At 45.5% G+C, this 18,051-nt stretch carries 16 protein-coding genes; 9 read left to right on the top strand and 7 right to left on the bottom strand.

All coding sequences use genetic code 11. From position 1 onward, the window contains the following. Nucleotides 1-207 precede the first annotated feature (207 nt). The 3 genes from K0O23_RS02555 (at nt 208) to K0O23_RS02545 (ending at nt 3,012) form a co-directional block, all read left to right on the top strand. Entirely contained in the window at nt 208-2,175 is a 1,968-nt protein-coding gene (locus K0O23_RS02555; protein ID WP_219875829.1) for a T9SS type B sorting domain-containing protein, read from the top strand. A gap of 90 nt (nt 2,176-2,265) precedes the next feature. After that, nucleotides 2,266-2,502 (top strand): hypothetical protein, encoded by a 237-nt coding sequence (locus K0O23_RS02550; protein ID WP_219875828.1) that lies wholly within the window; start codon nt 2,266-2,268, stop codon nt 2,500-2,502. Between the two features lie 174 nt (nt 2,503-2,676). Further along, nucleotides 2,677-3,012 (top strand): DUF805 domain-containing protein, encoded by a 336-nt coding sequence (locus K0O23_RS02545; protein ID WP_219875827.1) that lies wholly within the window; start codon nt 2,677-2,679, stop codon nt 3,010-3,012. 214 nt (nt 3,013-3,226) lie between these two features. Here the strand turns inward: K0O23_RS02545 and K0O23_RS02540 are convergent, their stop codons facing one another. From K0O23_RS02540 to K0O23_RS02525, 4 genes are all read right to left on the bottom strand, one after another. Further along, entirely contained in the window at nt 3,227-4,288 is a 1,062-nt protein-coding gene (locus tag K0O23_RS02540; protein ID WP_219875826.1) for a J domain-containing protein, read from the bottom strand. A gap of 98 nt (nt 4,289-4,386) precedes the next feature. Beyond that, nucleotides 4,387-5,319 (bottom strand): glutamate--tRNA ligase family protein, encoded by a 933-nt coding sequence (locus K0O23_RS02535; protein ID WP_219875825.1) that lies wholly within the window; start codon nt 5,317-5,319, stop codon nt 4,387-4,389. A gap of 176 nt (nt 5,320-5,495) precedes the next feature. Next, entirely contained in the window at nt 5,496-6,155 is a 660-nt protein-coding gene (locus tag K0O23_RS02530) for an SHOCT domain-containing protein (protein ID WP_219875824.1), read from the bottom strand. Between the two features lie 125 nt (nt 6,156-6,280). Beyond that, the gene (locus K0O23_RS02525; protein WP_219875823.1) at nt 6,281-7,636 is read right to left on the bottom strand and encodes a mechanosensitive ion channel family protein; all 1,356 of its coding nucleotides are present in this window, start codon (nt 7,634-7,636) and stop codon (nt 6,281-6,283) included. Nucleotides 7,637-7,893: 257 nt separating this feature from the next. Between K0O23_RS02525 and K0O23_RS02520 the strand changes: the two genes are divergently transcribed. The 6 genes from K0O23_RS02520 to K0O23_RS02495 all read left to right on the top strand — a co-directional run bounded on the left by K0O23_RS02520 (nt 7,894) and on the right by K0O23_RS02495 (nt 13,650). Further along, entirely contained in the window at nt 7,894-8,421 is a 528-nt protein-coding gene (locus K0O23_RS02520) for a DUF2911 domain-containing protein (protein ID WP_219875822.1), read from the top strand. Between the two features lie 139 nt (nt 8,422-8,560). Beyond that, entirely contained in the window at nt 8,561-9,949 is a 1,389-nt protein-coding gene (locus K0O23_RS02515) for a CPBP family intramembrane glutamic endopeptidase (RefSeq protein WP_219875821.1), read from the top strand. A 223-nt stretch (nt 9,950-10,172) separates the two neighbouring features. Next, the gene (locus K0O23_RS02510; protein ID WP_219875820.1) at nt 10,173-11,141 is read left to right on the top strand and encodes a DUF2157 domain-containing protein; all 969 of its coding nucleotides are present in this window, start codon (nt 10,173-10,175) and stop codon (nt 11,139-11,141) included. Next, a complete protein-coding gene (locus K0O23_RS02505; protein ID WP_219875819.1) occupies nt 11,128-12,207 on the top strand; it encodes a DUF4401 domain-containing protein in 1,080 nt (359 codons plus the stop codon). The genes K0O23_RS02510 and K0O23_RS02505 overlap by 14 nt, the downstream gene beginning before the upstream one ends. Next, nucleotides 12,197-12,700 carry a GDYXXLXY domain-containing protein gene (locus tag K0O23_RS02500; RefSeq protein WP_219875818.1) on the top strand — a complete coding sequence of 168 codons (504 nt, stop codon included), beginning with the start codon at nt 12,197-12,199 and terminating at the stop codon, nt 12,698-12,700. The genes K0O23_RS02505 and K0O23_RS02500 overlap by 11 nt, the downstream gene beginning before the upstream one ends. A 35-nt stretch (nt 12,701-12,735) precedes the next feature. After that, nucleotides 12,736-13,650 (top strand): NAD-dependent epimerase/dehydratase family protein, encoded by a 915-nt coding sequence (locus K0O23_RS02495; RefSeq protein WP_219875817.1) that lies wholly within the window; start codon nt 12,736-12,738, stop codon nt 13,648-13,650. Nucleotides 13,651-13,657: 7 nt separating this feature from the next. Here the strand turns inward: K0O23_RS02495 and K0O23_RS02490 are convergent, their stop codons facing one another. The 3 genes from K0O23_RS02490 to K0O23_RS02480 form a co-directional block, all read right to left on the bottom strand. Beyond that, complete coding sequence (locus K0O23_RS02490) at nt 13,658-14,248, bottom strand: YfiT family bacillithiol transferase (protein ID WP_219875816.1); 591 nt, start codon at nt 14,246-14,248, stop codon at nt 13,658-13,660. A gap of 655 nt (nt 14,249-14,903) precedes the next feature. Beyond that, nucleotides 14,904-15,527, bottom strand: a complete 624-nt coding sequence (locus tag K0O23_RS02485; RefSeq protein ID WP_219875815.1) for a hypothetical protein — start codon at nt 15,525-15,527, stop codon at nt 14,904-14,906. Nucleotides 15,528-15,631: 104 nt separating this feature from the next. Beyond that, complete coding sequence (locus K0O23_RS02480; protein ID WP_219875814.1) at nt 15,632-18,001, bottom strand: TonB-dependent receptor; 2,370 nt, start codon at nt 17,999-18,001, stop codon at nt 15,632-15,634. Between the last annotated feature and the right edge of the window lie 50 nt (nt 18,002-18,051).

The following is an 18,051-nucleotide window of genomic DNA, read 5'->3' as shown; positions in this document are numbered from 1 at the left end:
TTTACCAAGTCGTGTTCTGCTGATCGTTATTTACAAAGATACGGAAGTTAATGTTTTGTTGGAACAGGGAAATGGAGGAGAAGGTTGCGGAGGGAAACACATTTATATGATAATGATAGTGTCTATTTTGGCAGTCAAAATTTTTATTGCCAGATTCGCATTTATGCCCTTTACTTTGTAAAAATATTACCAATACTTAACCTTTGCATGGCTAGAATCTGTGTCGCCACTTTCATTGTAATTACCCTATGCTTATTTCCTGGCCATAAAACTAATGCACAAAATTTTGAGTGGATTAAATCAGCAGGAGGTGATACAAAAGTTGGATCCATATATCCAGGAAAAATTCATGTTGATGCATATGGGAATACTTATGTAGCAGGAGCTTTTCATAATAAGGTCATGTTTGATGACATAGAAATTGTTTCATCGGGTGTATACCATTATGGAGATATTTTCATTGCTAAGTATGATGCGAAAGGTAAGCTTTTATGGCTGAAGAAAGATGGTGGAACAGGTAATGAATATGCACAAGAAATTGCCGTAGACGCCCATGGGAATATCTATATCTTAGGCTTTTTTAGTAAGATATTTGATAGTAACTCCTGTAAAATTGGTGACATTAGTTTAGCCTCTAAAGGCAATGAGCACGAGTATTTTCTGGCAAAGTATGATTCTAAAGGTAATCCAATTTGGGTTAAGCAATCTTATAACAGCGGGCATAGTATCCAAACCCCAGGCTTAATGAAACTGGATAAAGAAGGGAACATAATAATTGAGGGTACATTTAAGGGAGAAATGAAAATAGGCGACCTTACATTAAAGAATGATGGGAAAAGCTACAGCCTGTTTTTAGCAAAATTCAGTACTGATGGAAATACTTTATGGGCCAGCTCACAATTAAGTAATTTTCATACTTCTGGTATGGTTTCGGGAGGGCAGTTCACTGTAGCAGGCTTGTCAACAGATGCTGGCGGAAATATTTATTATGCTGGGGTCTTTAACGGGACTATGAACATTGGTGGGGAACAAGTTGAAAGCCAAGGAGATGATGTGTTTTTTGTAAAGCTAAATTCAGATGGGCAGCGGATTTGGTATAAGATTTTGGGTGGCAGATATTACGATACAGTCACTGACCTGGTAGTAGATAATAAAAATAATCCATATCTGTTATTGTGGACTAACGAGTTAACAATAGGAGGGATTTCAAATTCAAAAGGCTTTGGGTCATATGTGGCTAAATTTAAACCCAATGGCGATGCTTATGCATTAAACTCCATAGTCGAAAATGGGTATTGTAAAGCCATGGCAGTTGATAACAACAACAGAGTTTATGCAATAGGATATTTTAAACCTAAGGCAAGAATTGACTGCGTGGAGTTGAGGAGTAAAAGTAGTAATGAGGATACTTTTATTATAAGTCAAGATGCTGTAGGTGATTTGCAGTGGATAAAAGAAATAAAAGGCTTGTTCGGAATCTGGGGCTTAGATATTAAATTAGATATGGCTAATAACGTTTATGGCCTAGGGGTTTTTAGGGGTGATGCTACATTCGAAAATATAGAAGTCCTAAATATTGGTGGAGCAAATGCTGCTGGGATGGGGCTTTTGACGGAGGATATGTTTATTACTAAAATAAATAACATTAATGTTTATGCGCCGCCACCCACTATAGGTTTAGTCTGCAATATTACACAGACCGCTTCGGCCCTTAGCAGCGTAACATTAAGTGCAACCGCAAGAAATGTAGTCTCTCCTGCAACATACAAATGGGACTTGGGAAATGGAGAAATTAAAACTACATCAACACCTAATTTAAAGTATACTTATTCAAAACCTGGCGTTTATAATGTAACTGTTAGAGTAACAGATGGAGCGGGCTGTGTTGAACTTTGTAATGGCACCTTAACAGTAGAAGGGGGTAAACACAGCTTTATTGTGCCTAACATCTTTACTCCGAACGGAGATCAGAAAAATGATACTTTTAATATAGCTGACTATACAGGTGACATACCTTACCAAATTAAAATTTTTAATAGGCTAGGTAATCAAATAGCTTTTATTGAGGATGGAAGAAAAGGGTGGGACGGATCTGGCTCTCCAAGTGGAACATACTATTATATGGTAATAATAGATGGAGTAGAAGTTAAAGGTTGGGTAGAGCTTGTAAGGTAACTTACTGCTGATAGAATTTGCAATCCGACCTCTACACCGCCTTTAGCAAAGCATACTACCATACTTCACCACCAGTTGCCGCTTCGTAAATTGAGTTTTCTTGTAGGGACAGGTCGCGACCTGTCCGCGCGAGGGCTGCAGGATGAAACAGGAATCCATACTTCTACATCTCTTAAAATAAAATCTCTCTCGGAGCTAATAGGGGCTTACAAAACCACCACAACCAAACTAACAAGGGCAGCAGGTTTACCAGACTTCTCATGGCAGCGATCCTTCCACGACCACATTATCCGGAATGAATCTGAGCAATCCGGAGAAATGGCCTGAAGATGTGTTTTATCAGCAAGTATATATCATTCTTACTTCAACAACACCCTAATCATCTGCGGATCATCCTGCAACGTGCGAAGCCAGGGCTTCTTTCCAGAAAATATCTACCATACTTTGGATGTTATATAGAAAAAACTTATATTGGTATATAACAAACTTAAATGATCTTATATGTTTAAAAACCCATTTTCATTCTCCGGAAGAATCAGAAGAACAGAGTTCGGGATTTCCTTAATTATTTATACTGTTATTTCTTTTGCGGTTAATGCAGGCATGATGATAAATGAGACTACTTTAGCCCTGGGAGTTTTGTACATTCCAATGCTATGGTTCTTGTGGGCGCAGGGCGCCAAAAGATGTCACGACAGAGACAATTCCGGCTTTTATCAGCTTATCCCTTTCTACGGACTTTGGATGCTGTTTGCCGCAGGTGACGAGGGAAGCAACAGATTTGGCCCGGACCCGAAATGTTCACAAGACTTTGAACTGGAGGCAGAAGCTTTTTAATTTATAGTTACTTACCTGTTTTCTGCTTATTGCAATACCCCATGCTGCAAGCTATACTTCCGTTATACTTGCAGCATAGGGTATATTTTTTGTAGGATAGGATATATGCTAACGTAATTTACATTTCCCCAACCACAAGGTTTCGCTGCGCTTAAACTGCCATTCCACCAGACACTCATAGGGTTTTAAACACTGTGAGGTCTTTTGAGTGAACCTATTTTAAAAGCACTCTGATCATTTGGGGATTGTCCTGTAGGGTTTTTAAGTTTAGCTTTAGTTGCTCCAACTCTTTTAGCAGGTCTTCTTTGGCAGCTTTAAATTTCTGGTTCATTTGCTTGGGGGTTCCGCCAAAGCGGGAATAAAAGCCTGCATTCGGGCCGGTTAGCATGTCCTGCAGTTCTGCCTTCAACTCATTTACCTGGTCTGTTAGTATTTGCACGTAATACGCAAGTTGCTCATCGGCTAACTGATCCAGAGCCTGGCCCTGTTCCTGCATAAACTCCATCTGCAGGCGCAGCAGCTCAAAAAAGTCGTCGTGGTGGTAGGCTTGAGTTACGCGTTTCATAGCCTCTTCTTTCCAGGCGCGTTTGGTCTCGTCGCGCTCTTTGTCGGGGTGCAGTTGTTTGGCCAGTTCGGTGTACACGCGGCGGCTGGCTTTGCTGATGTTGCTGAGTTCGGCTTTTGCCTGGGCTTCTTTGGCTAACTGCGCCTTTGTTTTGCGGCTTTTCTGACGGTTCTGTTTTTCCTGCTCACGCTGCTCTTCCTCCCGGTCTAGCTGGGCTTGTATGCGCTCAAAATCATCCAGGTCATCAAAATTGCCTTCTACAGTTGGTACATCGTTAATTATGCTTTCGTCTGATTCTTCCGAGATGTACAGATCACGTTCCGCGTAAGGTACTTCGGCGTACTTGTCGTGTAGGTTAATCATATCCCGGCGCTCATAGTTCGAGATGAGGTCGAAGGTGATATTCTCGATAAGTGCAGAAAGCTTTAGCTTTTCACGGATGCTGAAAATGGGAAGTGAGAAGGCTTCATCTAAGAGGTGTGCTAAGTCCACGCGCTTCTCCAGTTGCTGCTCTATAATGGGGCGAAGCTCTTTTTCGATGCGCTTTTGAGCCTGGTTTATACTTTCCTGCCTGGTGGTTATTTCCTGCTTCAGTTGCCCGATCTGCTCTGTTTTAGCGTTGAACTCCTGCTGCAGTTTGCTCAGTTTTCGGTTACCTGGCGGGGCAATTTGTGGCGTAAGGTTTGGTACGGGCTTATTGGAAACGGGCATGCGGAAAGTATAAGTATAAATACGGCAAAGGTACTCTTTTATACTTTTGGTAAGTGCATGTAAGTTGCTTTTAGCGCAGGTTTAGTTTAGTAAGCCAGCTATACTTGCCTGATATGCCGGGGCAAACCTTCGAGGGTGAACCTTTTCAGGAAGCTTTCCGCGTTGGTTATGTTTGCATCCTGCCAGCCTAAAGTATAAGCCAGCTTTGCCCACAGTTCTTTAGTTGTAAGGCCAGTACTCCGCATCTCGGTTATGGATAATGCATCGTCGGATTTGGATAGCTTACTGCCGGAGTCTGTTAGTATGATAGGGTGATGTATGAATTGCGCGTTTGTGAAAGCAGTTGCCCCGACTTGTTCTGCGAGGAACAGCTGCGCAGCCGTGGAGATCATCAGGTCCTCGCCGCGCACGATCAGGTTTATGCCCATCTCCAGGTCGTCGCAGAGAGAGGTAATCTGGTAAGCCGGGATATCGTCTTTGCGGCGAACTACAAAGTCGGGCATCTCCAGGTGGAGGGCTACAGTGCAGTTACCCAGCAGCTGGTCATGAAAGCTGATGACAGTATCTTCCGGAACACGCACGCGCCAGGCAGTTTCGGCAGTATCTAAGGCCAGCCCTTCATCACGGCAGGTAAGCGGGTATAATCCATTTGGTGATACTTCTGCGATTTGAGTGCGGGAGCAGGGGCAGGCATATACCATATCCTTTTCCACTAACTTGTTGAGCAGATCCTGGTAGCAGGAAAGCCGCTGGTGCTGTGAATGATCTTCGTAAAAGTCTGCAGGGCTTCGCGGGCCTTCGTCGTAGTCAATGCCCATAAAGCTGATCGTGTCAAAGATATCCTGGAGGTATTCGGGGCGGAAGCGGGCATTGTCGAGGTCGTCAATGCGGAGCGCAAGTATACCTTGCTGCTTACGGGTTAGTGCCCACGTAATCGCAAACGACAACGCGTTGCCGAGGTGCAGGTAGCCGCTGGGCGTTGGGGCAAGGCGAGTCTTTACTTTAGCTTTAGGTTCAGGAGGCTGTTGCACGTGCGAGTTGGTATTACAGGCCTAGGCCATTAACTTATACTTTAACAGGTAAAGCAATATACCAATACTTTAAGTCTTATTGAATAGTGCCGTGCCTATTGTTAAGTAGCAATGCAAAAAAGCCTGCAACCGTGGCTGCAGGCTTTTTATACTTTTAGGGGCAATATGTTTTTAAACTACAGTGCCGCCAGGATTTTGTCTTTCTGTGCTTTATAGTCTTCTTCAGTAATAAGCCCATTTTCTTTTAGTTTACCTATTTTCTCGAGCTTGGTTATGTAATCATCTGCGTTATATGTAATTCTGCTTGATAAAGAAAGTTCAGATAATTCTTCTCGGCGAGCGGTTGCTTTCTTAAGCTTCAAAGCCAAAAATGCAGTGCTACCCAGCAGCAAAAGTGTGAACACAAAAGCTGTATTTTTATAACTACTCTGACTTGCTGTATCTGTGAGACTATTATTGTAAAGCTCAGTTGTAGCAGCGAGTTGTGTTTCTAAGTTACCAATTTTAGTCTTGTAAGATGCTAACTGATCCTGGGCTGCCTCAAGTTCTGCCCTTAATCCTTTTTGTGTATTAACATTTAGGCTTCTAATTTCCTCCATTATTTCATTGTCCTTGTCGATAATGCTTTTCTGTACCTTGATAATATTGGAAAGGTCACTGCTGGATTTACCTCCGAAAAAAGCATTGTTCTGACCCTGATAATATTCCCAATCACTGTAAAGCTGACTACGCTCCTGCATAAGCCTGGACAATCGCTGCGCTAAGGCAGAAGAGGGAGTCATAAATGCAACAGTCAATAATATTGGAAAGAAGATAACCGTAAAAGATGTTTTCATATGCAGTATTAGAAGTTTAAAGCCGGGTGCAATATTAAATGATTTAGATATACTAATTGTACATGTTTATTAATATTTATAAGATAAAAGATGCATTATTTTGGCTCTCTGAACTCTACTTCTATTTATACTTCTTTATTGCCATCTGCTGTAAATTTTGCCTCTACAGGTACGCCGTCCGGGTTAATAAACTGTACTTGCTGCCTTGGGTAAACCGGGATGATCTTCTTCAGATATTCGGGTTTGTTTGCCTCCTCTATAATGCGTTTGGTTAACTCACTTTTCCATTTACGGCGCTCCCGCGCACCTACCAGGTAGCGTATGGTTACGTTGGTCCAGGAGTCTTCCATCGAAATAAATACCTGGGGTTTGTCAGCTACGTTCTCGCCGAGGCCTGCGCGTTTAAGTAACTTGGCGTAATTCCTGGCAGGCGTTACCATGTAATTCCCGAGCAGGTCTTCAGCAACATTGCCTAATACCTCCATGGCAAGCGTTATATCCGACTCATTGGCAATGGCTACAGCCAACTCGTCCCACACAAAAGGGAAATCGCGTGTTAAGTTTATTACCGTGCCTGTAACTATCTCGTTGTTGGGGAATGTAACCAGGCGGCCAGTTGGCTGCTCGGCATAGACAAAGCCTGGCTGGTAGGGTGCGCCAATTTCCCAAACGGTGGTGGTCAGGAAATCAATACGGTACACATCCCCGAATACATCGCCTACCCGAACGCGGTCCCCGACGCGGTAATAGCCTTGAAAAGAGTTGAGCAGCCACCCGGTAAAGCTCTCAATAGGCGTTTGCAACGACCAGGACAAGGCCAGGCCTATCAACCCAAGCGAGCCTACCAAGGCACGGATATCGCCAGCCACCACACTAATGGCAATCCCAATCGCCAGCAGCCACACCCCAATAGAAATAAGCGATATGATGGCACTAGAGCTTTGCCACCGGCCTAATGCTCGCTGCAGTACAGCCTTTAGCAGCTTTAAAAAGAGCCATGCCAGAATAAGGGTACCGATGGCAATGAGCAATTTAGGGAGGTTATACAGAAAGCTTTTCCAAAGGCTTTGCAAGGAGCTTATAGCCTCGCCGGCCGCCTCTTTGCTTGCCGCAACAGCAGAAGCAGTGTTGGCAATGGTATCAGCTGCAGCCTGCTCTGCGACTATAGCTGTGTCTTGTGCGGTGGGTTGCTGCAGTGTGTCGTCCTGTGCCTGGCTTACTTCGCTGGGAGCAAAAAGCAACATGATAAAGCCTGTTATCGCAACTGTCAGAATAGAAGCTTGCCGGATGTTCTTTAGCCTGCCCTGGGCACTTTTTATGGCAGTTGCCCCAGTAACCCTTCTGCCTCGCTGGCCCCTGGTTCGGGCAAACCTTTTTGCTGCAGGAGTTTTAGCCGTGCGCCTTTTTAAAGTATTGTTATCCCTGTTTCTGTTGCCGGATACTCTTGTTCCTCTTGGCCTGTTTCTGTTGTAAGTAGGCATACACGTCGCAAGTTTGTAGTGTCAGTTGGTGTCATTAAATCGGTAGAATATGCTTCTGCCATAGCTGTAATCGTGCTATACGTAAAACATCGCCTTTGCAGAACAAATGCTTAATTAAGCTGTTGCTCCGGAAGTATAAACTGCATACCAAACATTACCCGGCTGCCTGATACTACAGTAGCCCAGTCTTACGTTAACTCCGTAACTATACTTTTTGATTAAAAAATATTATCTTTCAGCTATAAAAAATAGATACTATGAAGAACACAAGAAAATTAACCTCGCTGGCAATGCTGCTTATTGCCGTATTATTTTCAGCAACTGCCTGGGCTCAGGATGCAAAGCCAAAGGCAAGCCCTGCTGCCAGTGCAGAAGGTAAAATAGGCAATGCCAACGTTACAGTAAACTATAGTAGCCCGGCTGTTAAAGGCCGCACCGTGTGGGGCGAACTGGTGCCTTATGGCAAAGTATGGCGTTCCGGTGCAAACGAGGCTACCACTGTTACATTCGATAAAGATGTGATGATAGAAGGAAAACCATTGGCAGCTGGTACCTACAGTTTTTATACAATACCCGGCGAAGACAAATGGACCGTTATCTTTAACAAAACAGCAAAGCAATGGGGAACGCAGTATGACGAAAAGCAGGATGCTCTACGTGTTGATGTAACTCCGCGCAAAGCTAAAAGTATGAATGAGCGCCTGAAGTATGACGTAACAAAAGACGGATTGCTATTGAGCTGGGAAAATATGGAAGTACCGGTAAAGGTATCGGCAAAGAAATAAACTAAGTACAAGTAGTAAGTAAAGCGGCAGTTGCTTAAGAGCAGCTGCCGCTTTTTTTGTGGAAATGCCATATTGTATAATGATTTCCCTATATTAGAAGCTATACTTTTTATACTTGTTTAACTCTCACTCCGAAAACATGCTTAATACCCTATCAAGCTCTTTTAGGCAAACCTCATCTGACCTATGGCATTTTATTAAAAACCCTGTTGATGCTCCTGATACAGGCTTCAGCGCTTTGGGTAAGCTGCGTGTGCTTTTGCTGGTACTGCTCCTGGATGTTATACTTAGTATTTTCCTGATAGGGGTGTTAAGGGGCATTGAGGCTTTAGGCTGGTACAACAGCGAAAGCCATGCTGTTGCAGAGATGATGCGCCATATGCCTCTCTGGGGGTTTATGGTGTTAGGGGTAATTGCCATACCGCTGCTGGAAGAACTGGTTTTCCGTTTTGGACTGCGGTTCAGGCGAGGTTACTTTGCCGTTCCGTTTGCCATAATGCTGCTGACAGCCACAGGTTTTGCCTTTTACCTGCTGCCCCTGCTCTGGGCTTTAGGAGTGCTGGTAGCGCTTGGTGTACTTATGGTTTTATACCTGCTTAATGCTGATGCTATTGGCGATTACCTGGAGCAGGTATGGCCCCGCAAGTACAGGATCGTGTTTTACACTGTAGCCTTGCTTTTCGGCCTGATACACATCACTAATTTTAACGACTTTAACTATGCCTCGGCGGCAGTTCTGCTTGTACCTGTAATTGTTGCTCCGCAGATATGGGCAGGCCTGATACTGGGCTACATGCGTGTAAAGCATGGTTTCTTTTGGGGCTTTTTTCTGCATGCTGCGCACAATGCTTTTTTCTTAACACTGGCTCTGTTTTTTATGGGCACTTTAGAGGAGAAGCTTAACATCAGCAACGAGAACTATACTTTAAAAATAGAAGAGCACATACTTAAGGAGCCAACTGCATCTAGCCTGAGCCATGTTGGCCACGACTCCATTGTTTTTGAGAACATAAAGTTAAATGACGTGATCGTGAGCCTGCTGCAAAAGGAGAGAACTAGCACTCAGTTTGAAAGTAACAAGAGCCTGGGCAAAACCATTAACCTGCGTTATGTCAGCCATACCGGAAACCTAGCCCAGAACAGGGATTCTGTACTTGCCAATTTGCAGAAGCTTTACAAATTTGATGTTACTACCCTTGACCTGGAGCAGGATATGTGGGATGTTGAGCTTGAAAACACCACTGTACTTGCACAGCACATAGCTGCGGATACCGGGCTGTATAGGTCAACTGTAACCCCGGTAGAGATAACCATGGAGAATGCGACGGTAGAGCAACTGCTGCTTACTGTTAAAGATGAGTTTTACTTACACCTGACCGATAAGACAGCAAAGCCAGGAAAGTATAATTTTAAACTTGCAAAAAACGGTTTTAAGCAGCTACGCGCCGATTTACAGCAAAAGTATGGGTTAAGCTTAGAACCCAGAAAGTTTATGGCAGAACAGGCCGTTGTCAGTTTCAGGAAGTAAGAACAGAAGTAAGCTCAAAGCAAGTATAGGTAAGTGCTTGATGAGGCTGGGGTTGTTGTCTGTAATTATTTGAGTATCATGTAGACGTATTTGTGGCTTACAGGAGTTTTATACTTTACACGAGCTTTTACCATTTAGATACAAGCCGGCAAAGCATTGCGGCTTCCTATCCATTGCTAATCCAGTGTAGCTTGCGTAACTTACTATAAGCAAACCTGAAACTATGAAGAGCAACATTACTCGTGAGCTTATCTATACCATTGCCCGGCATAGCAACTGGCAACCGGAAGGTATAAATGCCAGGTTCCGTAACGCAAAAGTATACGCCACTCCCCGCGACTGGGCCGCTTTTCTGCGGTTGTTCCTGCTGGGCACTGGCGCCAGTTTTACATTGGCCGGCATCATTTTCTTTTTTGCCTACAACTGGGCAGATATGCATAAGTTTTTAAAGCTGGGGCTGATAGAGTTGCTATTGGCAGCTACCACCGCTGCGGCGATTTTCTGGAAAGGCAACGCAGCTGTAAAAAATGTACTGCTAACGGCAAGCACAGTGCTGGTGGGAGTGCTGTTTGCTGTGTTCGGCCAAATCTACCAAACCGGAGCCAACGCCTTCGACTTCTTTTTCGGATGGACATACTTTGTAGTGCTTTGGGTGCTGGTGGCAAACTTTCAGCCGCTCTGGTTTATCTTTCTGGCGCTGCTAAACACCACAGTTATACTTTACACCCAGCAGGTAGCTACTCACTGGTCTTTTGCCGTGATGCTGGATATACTGTTTATACTTAACGTTACGGCAGTAGTAATATGGGAGGTGTTGGCTGCTAAAGGCCGGATTAATATACAGCACAGGTGGTTTCCGAGAATTGTGGGGCTGGCAGCCATTGCAGCTGTAACAATAAGTATGATCTCTGTCATATTCACTGGTTGGAGCAGCGATAATGGTCTGTCTTTTATACTTGGTTTGGGTGTGTATGGCGCCGCTATCTGGTATGGCCTCAGGTCAAGAGATCTTTTTTACCTCTCTGCTATTCCCTTCAGTGCTATCTCCGTTGCAACTGCACTCATTATCAGGCTGGGCGAACACCTGCAGGAGTTTATGCTGCTGCTTGCCACGCTGTTTGTAATGGGCAGCATCACACTTCTTATCCAATACCTGAGCAAACTAAACCGGCAATGGCATGGCAAATTCTGAGGTCCAAAATCTGGACACACTACTGCACGAAATAGCGCAGGAACAAGGCGATAACTTTATTTACGACCAGGCCAGCATAGCGCGGGAAGGGGAGCAAGGTGCCTTCACGGTTTCGGGGCTAGCCATCAAAGTGCTTACTATATTGGGCGGGCTTTTAGGTGCATCTACGTTTCTGGGTTTTCTGGCAGCAACCGGCCTTTACGACTCTCCTGTGAGTATGGTAGTGGTAGGTGCACTGCTTTTTATAGGGGCAGAGTGGCTTATCCATACGAACAAAGAGGCCATGGCAGACGCTGTTGGCGTTTCGCTGAACATTATCGGGTACCTGCTTTTGGCAATAGGAGTAGGGCAGTTAACAGATAGTACTTCAGCTGTGGCGGGAGTATTGATTCTCGTGGCTTTGCTGGTGATGGTTTTCTCTGAGAGTGCGATCGGTGTGTTTTTAGCGGTGCTTGTAGCTAGCGGCAGCTTTATGACCCTCATCCTGAACCACAAAGTATACAACATTTCGCATGGGCTTGTTATACTGCTGGCAGTTATACTTACTTACATGAGCCTGAACGAGGCAAAGCTTATTGCGGCATCTCCGAAGCTTAACAAAAAGTATAGGCCCGTACGGATGGGGATTATATTCTCTCTGGTTATTACCCTGGCAATGTTTGTGCATCAGAAGTTTCTGGAAACAACCATTACGCATTTCTGGATACCCGGCCTGTTTTTGATCGGATGCCTTTTGTTTCTGATGTATAAAATCATGCGGGATGCGGCCATTACCAGAACCAAAACGCAGGCTGTATTTTGTACTTGCTGCATTTTACTTTTGGCTCCAATCATATTTACACCTTCTGTGCCGGGGGCATTGCTTATACTTCTCTCCAGTTTTTACATTGGCTACAAGCCTGGTTTTTGGGTTGGACTGCTGGCACTGGTATACTTTGTTATACTTTACTACTACGACCTTAACATGACACTGCTTGCCAAATCGGGGGTGCTGGTGGCGAGTGGTTTGCTATTCCTGGGTGGTTTTGTTTTACTCAGCAAACTTCTGAAAAGCTATGCTGACTAAAAAAGGCGTTATCATATTTGTTAACCTGGTGCTAGTGCTGGCGCTGTTTAACTGGTCGGTTACGGAGAAGGAGGAGATTCTGGAGAACGGAGAATTGGTGCTGCTGGAACTGGCTCCCGTAGACCCGCGCTCTTTAATGCAGGGCGATTACATGCGCCTGAGTTATGCCATTAGCAGGCCCGAACTGTTCGATAGCTTAGATCAGAAAGGTTATGCGGTGCTAAAACTGGGGCAATATAATGTGGCGGAGCTGGTGCGTTTCCAGAAGAAGGAGCAGCCGCTTAGCCCAAAGGAGCAACTGCTAAAGTATAGCAAAACCGACTGGACCATTAACCTGGGTGCAGAGTCATACTTTTTTGAAGAGGGGCAGGCTAAAACCTTTGAGCAGGCAAAGTATGGCGGATTAAGAGTTGATGAAAAAGGCAATAGTATACTTATTGGCCTGTACGATGAAAAGCAGCAGCTGCTAAAGCCAAAAAGGGCAGAAAAGTAGCGAATATACATGTTATCTAATCACAAATAAAACACATGCAAACCATACTAGGCGCAGGCGGAGCTATTGGTGTTGAGCTTGCCAAAGAGCTTCCAAATTATACCGATAAGATCAGGTTGGTAAGCCGCAAGCCAGAAAAAGTGAACCCGACAGACGAACTCTTTACTGCCGACCTGGCCAATGCAGAGCAGGTATACAGCGCAGTAGAAGGCTCAGAAGTGGTGTACCTGGTGGCAGGGCTGGAGTATAAGGCCAACGTATGGGAGAAAGAGTGGCCACAGCTTATGCGTAATGTGCTTAATGCCTGCATCGCGCACAAAGCAAAACTGGTGTTCTTTGATAACATGTACATGTACGATCCGGACCACCTGCACCACATGACAGAAGAAACACCCGTCAACCCTATCAGCAAGAAGGGCAAAGTACGGGAACAGATAGCTAACATGCTGTTAGAAGAGGTGAAAGCAGGAAAACTGGAGGCTTTAATTGCCCGATCCGCCGACTTTATCGGACCAACTAAAAACAGCCTGCTTTACTCGGCCGTGTACGAAAACTTAAAGAAAGGTAAAAAAGCCATGTGGTTTGCTGATGCCTCTAAAGCACATACTTTTACTTATACCCCGGACGCTGCCAAAGCAACGGCGCTGCTGGGTAACACCCCCGAGGCTTACAACCAGGTATGGCACATACCAACTAGTAGTGCCCGCCTCACCGCTAAAGACTGGGTAAGCCTGTTTGCCAAGGAGCTACGCACAGAGCCAAAGCTAATGGTGCTGCCAAAGTGGATGGTGCCTGTACTGGGCCTGTTTATGCCCATTATGCGTGAGTTCAAAGAAATGCTCTACCAATACGACCGCGATTATATATTTGACAGCAGTAAGTATGAACAGCGCTTTGGCCAACTGCCTACTCCGCCAGATAAAGCAGTTAAAGCTATAGTGGGAGCCTGAATTATATTTAACTGGTTTCAGCAGGTGTATTTATACTTAAACTGGGTGCCTCTTTTGCCCAGCCCTCACGTATAGTCAACCCTGTAATATGAGCCAGGTGGTGCTCACCGTGCCAGGCATAAAGCCCGATGTGTTGCTGTATCGTGCACTCACCTGTTTCAGGGTGTATCAGCCTGCGGTTTAATTGCTCTGGCGTAAGGCATTTAAGCAATACCACCCAGCGCTGGTGAAGGGCTTCCAGCAAAGTAAGCGAAATTTCCGGGTTGGCCAGGGAGCTATCGGGTAGCATGGCCCACTCTGCCTCGTGGTATGTACGGATAGTGGGCACGTCCTCGGTGAGGGCAAGCTTTTGCCTGATGTAACCGTTCATATGGCTGTCGGGGATATGATGAATCAGTTGCCTGAGTGTCCAGCCCTCGGGGCGGTAGGGGGTATCCAGCTGTTCCGGTGTGAGGTCCTTTACAGCGTTGCGTACTTTGCCTGGCAGCTGGGCAATGGCCAGTATATGCTGCTCCACCTGGTGCTGATCAGTTCCGTATTTAGCCGGGTCGTACTTCCCGAGGGGGTAGCGCAGCAGTTCAAGTTCTTCTTCTGACATAAAAGTATAAAGTATAATTGGTGGGCTTAATAAGTCAATTTACGCTTTTCTCAGATTAATGGAGCAGCATAAGGGAAGATATACTTGTTGTTAATTGTTCCTACACAGCTCCGTGACCAACCACTCCTCTCCCGAAACAAGTCCAGGATCTGAGACTTAACCAAGGAGGGAAGCATTTTCTTACCCATTCTACTTCCCTGATAGGTTTCTTTTGAAAGCCAGCAAAGTATAAAAACACACCCCAACCCCTCTCAAGAGTAGGGTCGTTTCATTCTCTATACATCTGCCGCAAGTTTTCAACTTGTGGCTTACAATGGTGTTGAGTTTGCAACTCAACTGGGCCAGAGGCCCAACTATATCTGGTCACGAGCGAGGACGCTCGCGCCATAAGTATAGTATTTTCCAGAATGAAACGGCCCTACTCTCAAGAGGGGAATCTTCTGATGTTGCTACTGCTTACCCCTATACTTTGTAGTTATTGCTTAACCTCCCTTCTACCAAGATCTTTACAAGATGACAAAGAGGAATGGCTTAAACTATTATGTTGATAGAAGAAGCAATAAGTATAAGCTCCCTCTCCTGTTTTTAGGAGAGGGCTGGGGTGAGGTATTACAGCAGGGGTGGTTGGACCAGGTACTACGAAAGCAATCAACAACTACTCCACCTTCTCCACCAGTAAATTCAAAGCGTTATCCAAAGTATAGATAATGGTACGGGTGCCGCCTGTAGGGCAACAGTTGGGGTCGGTTTCGAGGTAAATGGGGAAGGTACGCACCAGGCGGTCATTCACTACTTTAAATTCATCGTGGCCCATGTAGTCTTTTTCCAGTTGCGGGGTAAGGGGCGGCATAGTAAGTTCACCCCAGTATTCACGCTCAAACTCGTAGCCGTATACTTTGCCATAGCTTCCGGTGCCGCTGCCGCTCACAAACACCAGCAGTTCGGGCTTGGTATTGTCGTTGAGGTCGGTAACTACGCTTTGGGTTACGGTGCCTTCTATGGCCTCATCAATTCGGGTAGTAGGTTGCCCTTCGCGCTCCACGGTTATAGAAAGGCTGCGCTGCGAGCCAGTGCCGGTAGTGCGTATGTTAAAGCGCATGCCACGGTCCAGTATCTGCTCTTCGTAACTAACTTCATTGTCGCCAGCTGGAGCAGGCTGAGCCGTTGTGGTTGTGTCTGCTGATTCCGGCGTGTCTGTCTCAGTTTGTTTATCGGAACTGCAGCCTGTTAACAATGTAAGCCCGGCTAAAAAAGCGGGAAGTATAAAACGGTAGCGCATAGGATAGACTTAGCTTAAGTATAGTAACGAAAATGCACTTTTTCGGGCTAAACGCAAAACGGCAGGTTTGTGGCCTGCCGTTGCTATACTTTAAGTGCTGAATTTTAGAACTCTATCCTATAGTTTAACACCGGAATGAGTCCGTTCTGATAAATTGTAACTATCTCTTCTTTGGTGCGATCATAGTGGATGCCGCGCACGTTCAGGCGATTTGTGATGTTCTGTATATCCAGAGAAATGATGTAGGATGCCTTTGGCTTATTTTTCCGGTAGCTTACCCGGATATCCGACCTGAAATAATCTGTTGCCTGGATTGTATTACGCCTGTCTCCCTGCAGCTGTTCGTTGCCTGTTTCTCTCGATTTTTCCAGGTCGATAGGTGTGTAGCGGTTGCCGCCTGCCGATACTAGCTTAAAGCTTGTACCGATCAGGTTCTGCTTGTTTTGCCCTACCTTGAATTCTTTGCCTGCTAAAAAGTTTACAATGTAATTCCCATTGAAGCGCGTATCGCGTTCTATTCCATCTGCGGCTGTATACCTGGAGTCGTACAGGGAGGTGGTAAGCAGGAAGTAATAGTTGTTGGTAAAGAATTTCTCCAGTGTCATCTCCAAACCGTAGTTACGGCCGGTGCCTGTGTTTACTAAACTGTCTGTAACAAAACCATCTTCATGGTTAAGGGTAGACAAAGTGCTTCCAAGCCCGGCCCCAACCGGAATGTTGTAAAGGTGCTGGTAGTATGTTTCTACTTTCAGACGCAGGTCCTCACGCAACATTTGGTCGTAGCCAAGTACGTAATGTGCAGCGCGGGTAAAGCCAAGGCCTTTGTTAGGTTGAGTGAAAGAGTCATCCTGCAGGCGCTGCTGTGCAAAATAAGTAGACATAGCCTCATGCCTGCTATGTAATCCGAAACCAGCACTAAAGGAGCGGGCAGCATTTACCTGCCATTTCAGGCCAAGTCGCGGCTCTAAGCTTGTATTCCCATTAAGACCAAGGTACAGGGCGTGTAATCCGGTGTTAAGTGTTAGCTGCTCTGACAGGCGGTATTTCCACTGGGCGTAGCTTTGTGCCAGGTAAGTATTTCCTTGCTGTTCTATTAAACGCTCCTGCTCATCATTCTCATCAGGGCCTTCTGCAAAAGCATCATAGCCCAGGCGGCTCAGGATCAAACCAGCTCTGAAAGTATGATGGTTGTTGATCTTGCGGTTGTACATGCTGGAAAGACGTGCAGTATTGTACTGAAAGCGCTGATGATAAAACGGAGAGGAGCTAAGGTCTGTCGATAGGGAGTCTACAGCAATTTTATTACTGCTTCCTGATACGGCAAATGAAGTTGACAGGTAGTCTTCCTTATCCAGGAAAAGCATGTGTGATACACCGGCGGCACCCATGTTTCCTTTAAAACTTTGGTCGAACCTGTCCCAGTGATTTTCCCATTCCTCTACGTTGCGGGAGGCTTCCATAACCTGCTCACTTAGCCCGCCAATTCCCCAGAAGGAGAATATGCCTGCCTTCTCAGTTGGGAGATGTAACTTGTAAGAGAAGTCCTGGAAAACCGGCGAGGCATCACCCGTGATCTTTATACCTATTTTATTTAGCATGGCAAGCGTCGAATAGCGGTAGTTGGCCAGGTAAGAAGCCTTTGAGCCTTGTTTTAAAGGACCTTCGGCGGCAAAATCCACACCAAGCAAGCCTGCCTGAAAAGCGTACTCACGCTTCTCGTTGTTACCGTTTCGTAGTCTGATATCAAAGATGCCGGAGAGCGCATTACCATACTCTGCCGGGAAAGCTCCGGTGTAGAAGTCAGAGTTCTCGAGCATGTTAACGCTTAGAATACTGATGGCTCCGCCTGCCGCACCTTCTTCTGCAAAGTGGCTTGGGTTAGGTACTTCAATCCCTTCAATTCGCCATAGTACTCCTCTTGGGGAGTTGCCGCGTACCACAATCTCGTTGCTCTGATCATCAGAAGTACCCACACCGGCAAAGTTCTGGGCAGCACGGGCAGGGTCGTTTATACTTGCGGCATAGCGCTTTGTCTCCTCTACAGCTATGGAACGGGAACTGATCATGGCCATTTCGTTCAGCGGGTTGCCTTTGCTCTGCTCTTCAGCACTGATCACAACTTCTTTCAGCGTTTTAAAAGATTCACTCAGACCAATCGTAAGAACAAGTTCTTTACCAGAGCCCAATAAAAGTTCAGGCATCACCTGCTCTTCGTAACCTACATAGCTCACGCGTAAAGTATGGCGGCCAACAGGAACTTTGTCCAGTCTGAAATTACCAGATACATCTGTGGAAGCTCCAATAGGAGGATTAGTGGTAATAATGGCTACTGTAGCACCAATTAATGGCTCTTGTGATTCTTTATCTACAATGCGGCCGCGAATAGTTTGGGAGAGGTCTTGTGCATTGGTAGTATAGCACAGCAACAACAGCACCAGGCCAAGCAAGTGCTTTTGGTAATAATTAATCTTCATAGTTTTATATAAATAGATGATTTCTCGTAACAGGGCGCAAAGGTATAAAT

It is taken from the genome of Pontibacter aydingkolensis, from assembly GCF_019443125.1.
Classification (GTDB): Bacteria; Bacteroidota; Bacteroidia; order Cytophagales; family Hymenobacteraceae; genus Pontibacter; species Pontibacter aydingkolensis.
The sequence above is the reverse complement of the archived record's forward strand: the minus strand, read 5'-3'. Positions and strand labels throughout refer to the sequence as shown.

Bases quoted from the DNA above. Each gene is read 5' to 3' on its own strand.
- K0O23_RS02555 (WP_219875829.1), top strand. From the start codon at position 208: ATGGCTAGAATCTGTGTCGCCACTTTCATTGTAATTACCCTATGCTTA.
- K0O23_RS02545 (WP_219875827.1), top strand. From the start codon at position 2,677: ATGTTTAAAAACCCATTTTCATTCTCCGGAAGAATCAGAAGAACAGAG.
- K0O23_RS02540 (WP_219875826.1), bottom strand. From the start codon at position 4,288: ATGCCCGTTTCCAATAAGCCCGTACCAAACCTTACGCCACAAATTGCC.
- K0O23_RS02530 (WP_219875824.1), bottom strand. From the start codon at position 6,155: ATGAAAACATCTTTTACGGTTATCTTCTTTCCAATATTATTGACTGTT.
- K0O23_RS02525 (WP_219875823.1), bottom strand. From the start codon at position 7,636: ATGCCTACTTACAACAGAAACAGGCCAAGAGGAACAAGAGTATCCGGC.
- K0O23_RS02520 (WP_219875822.1), top strand. From the start codon at position 7,894: ATGAAGAACACAAGAAAATTAACCTCGCTGGCAATGCTGCTTATTGCC.
- K0O23_RS02515 (WP_219875821.1), top strand. From the start codon at position 8,561: ATGCTTAATACCCTATCAAGCTCTTTTAGGCAAACCTCATCTGACCTA.
- K0O23_RS02510 (WP_219875820.1), top strand. From the start codon at position 10,173: ATGAAGAGCAACATTACTCGTGAGCTTATCTATACCATTGCCCGGCAT.
- K0O23_RS02505 (WP_219875819.1), top strand. From the start codon at position 11,128: ATGGCAAATTCTGAGGTCCAAAATCTGGACACACTACTGCACGAAATA.
- K0O23_RS02500 (WP_219875818.1), top strand. From the start codon at position 12,197: ATGCTGACTAAAAAAGGCGTTATCATATTTGTTAACCTGGTGCTAGTG.
- K0O23_RS02495 (WP_219875817.1), top strand. From the start codon at position 12,736: ATGCAAACCATACTAGGCGCAGGCGGAGCTATTGGTGTTGAGCTTGCC.
- K0O23_RS02490 (WP_219875816.1), bottom strand. From the start codon at position 14,248: ATGTCAGAAGAAGAACTTGAACTGCTGCGCTACCCCCTCGGGAAGTAC.
- K0O23_RS02485 (WP_219875815.1), bottom strand. From the start codon at position 15,527: ATGCGCTACCGTTTTATACTTCCCGCTTTTTTAGCCGGGCTTACATTG.
- K0O23_RS02480 (WP_219875814.1), bottom strand. From the start codon at position 18,001: ATGAAGATTAATTATTACCAAAAGCACTTGCTTGGCCTGGTGCTGTTG.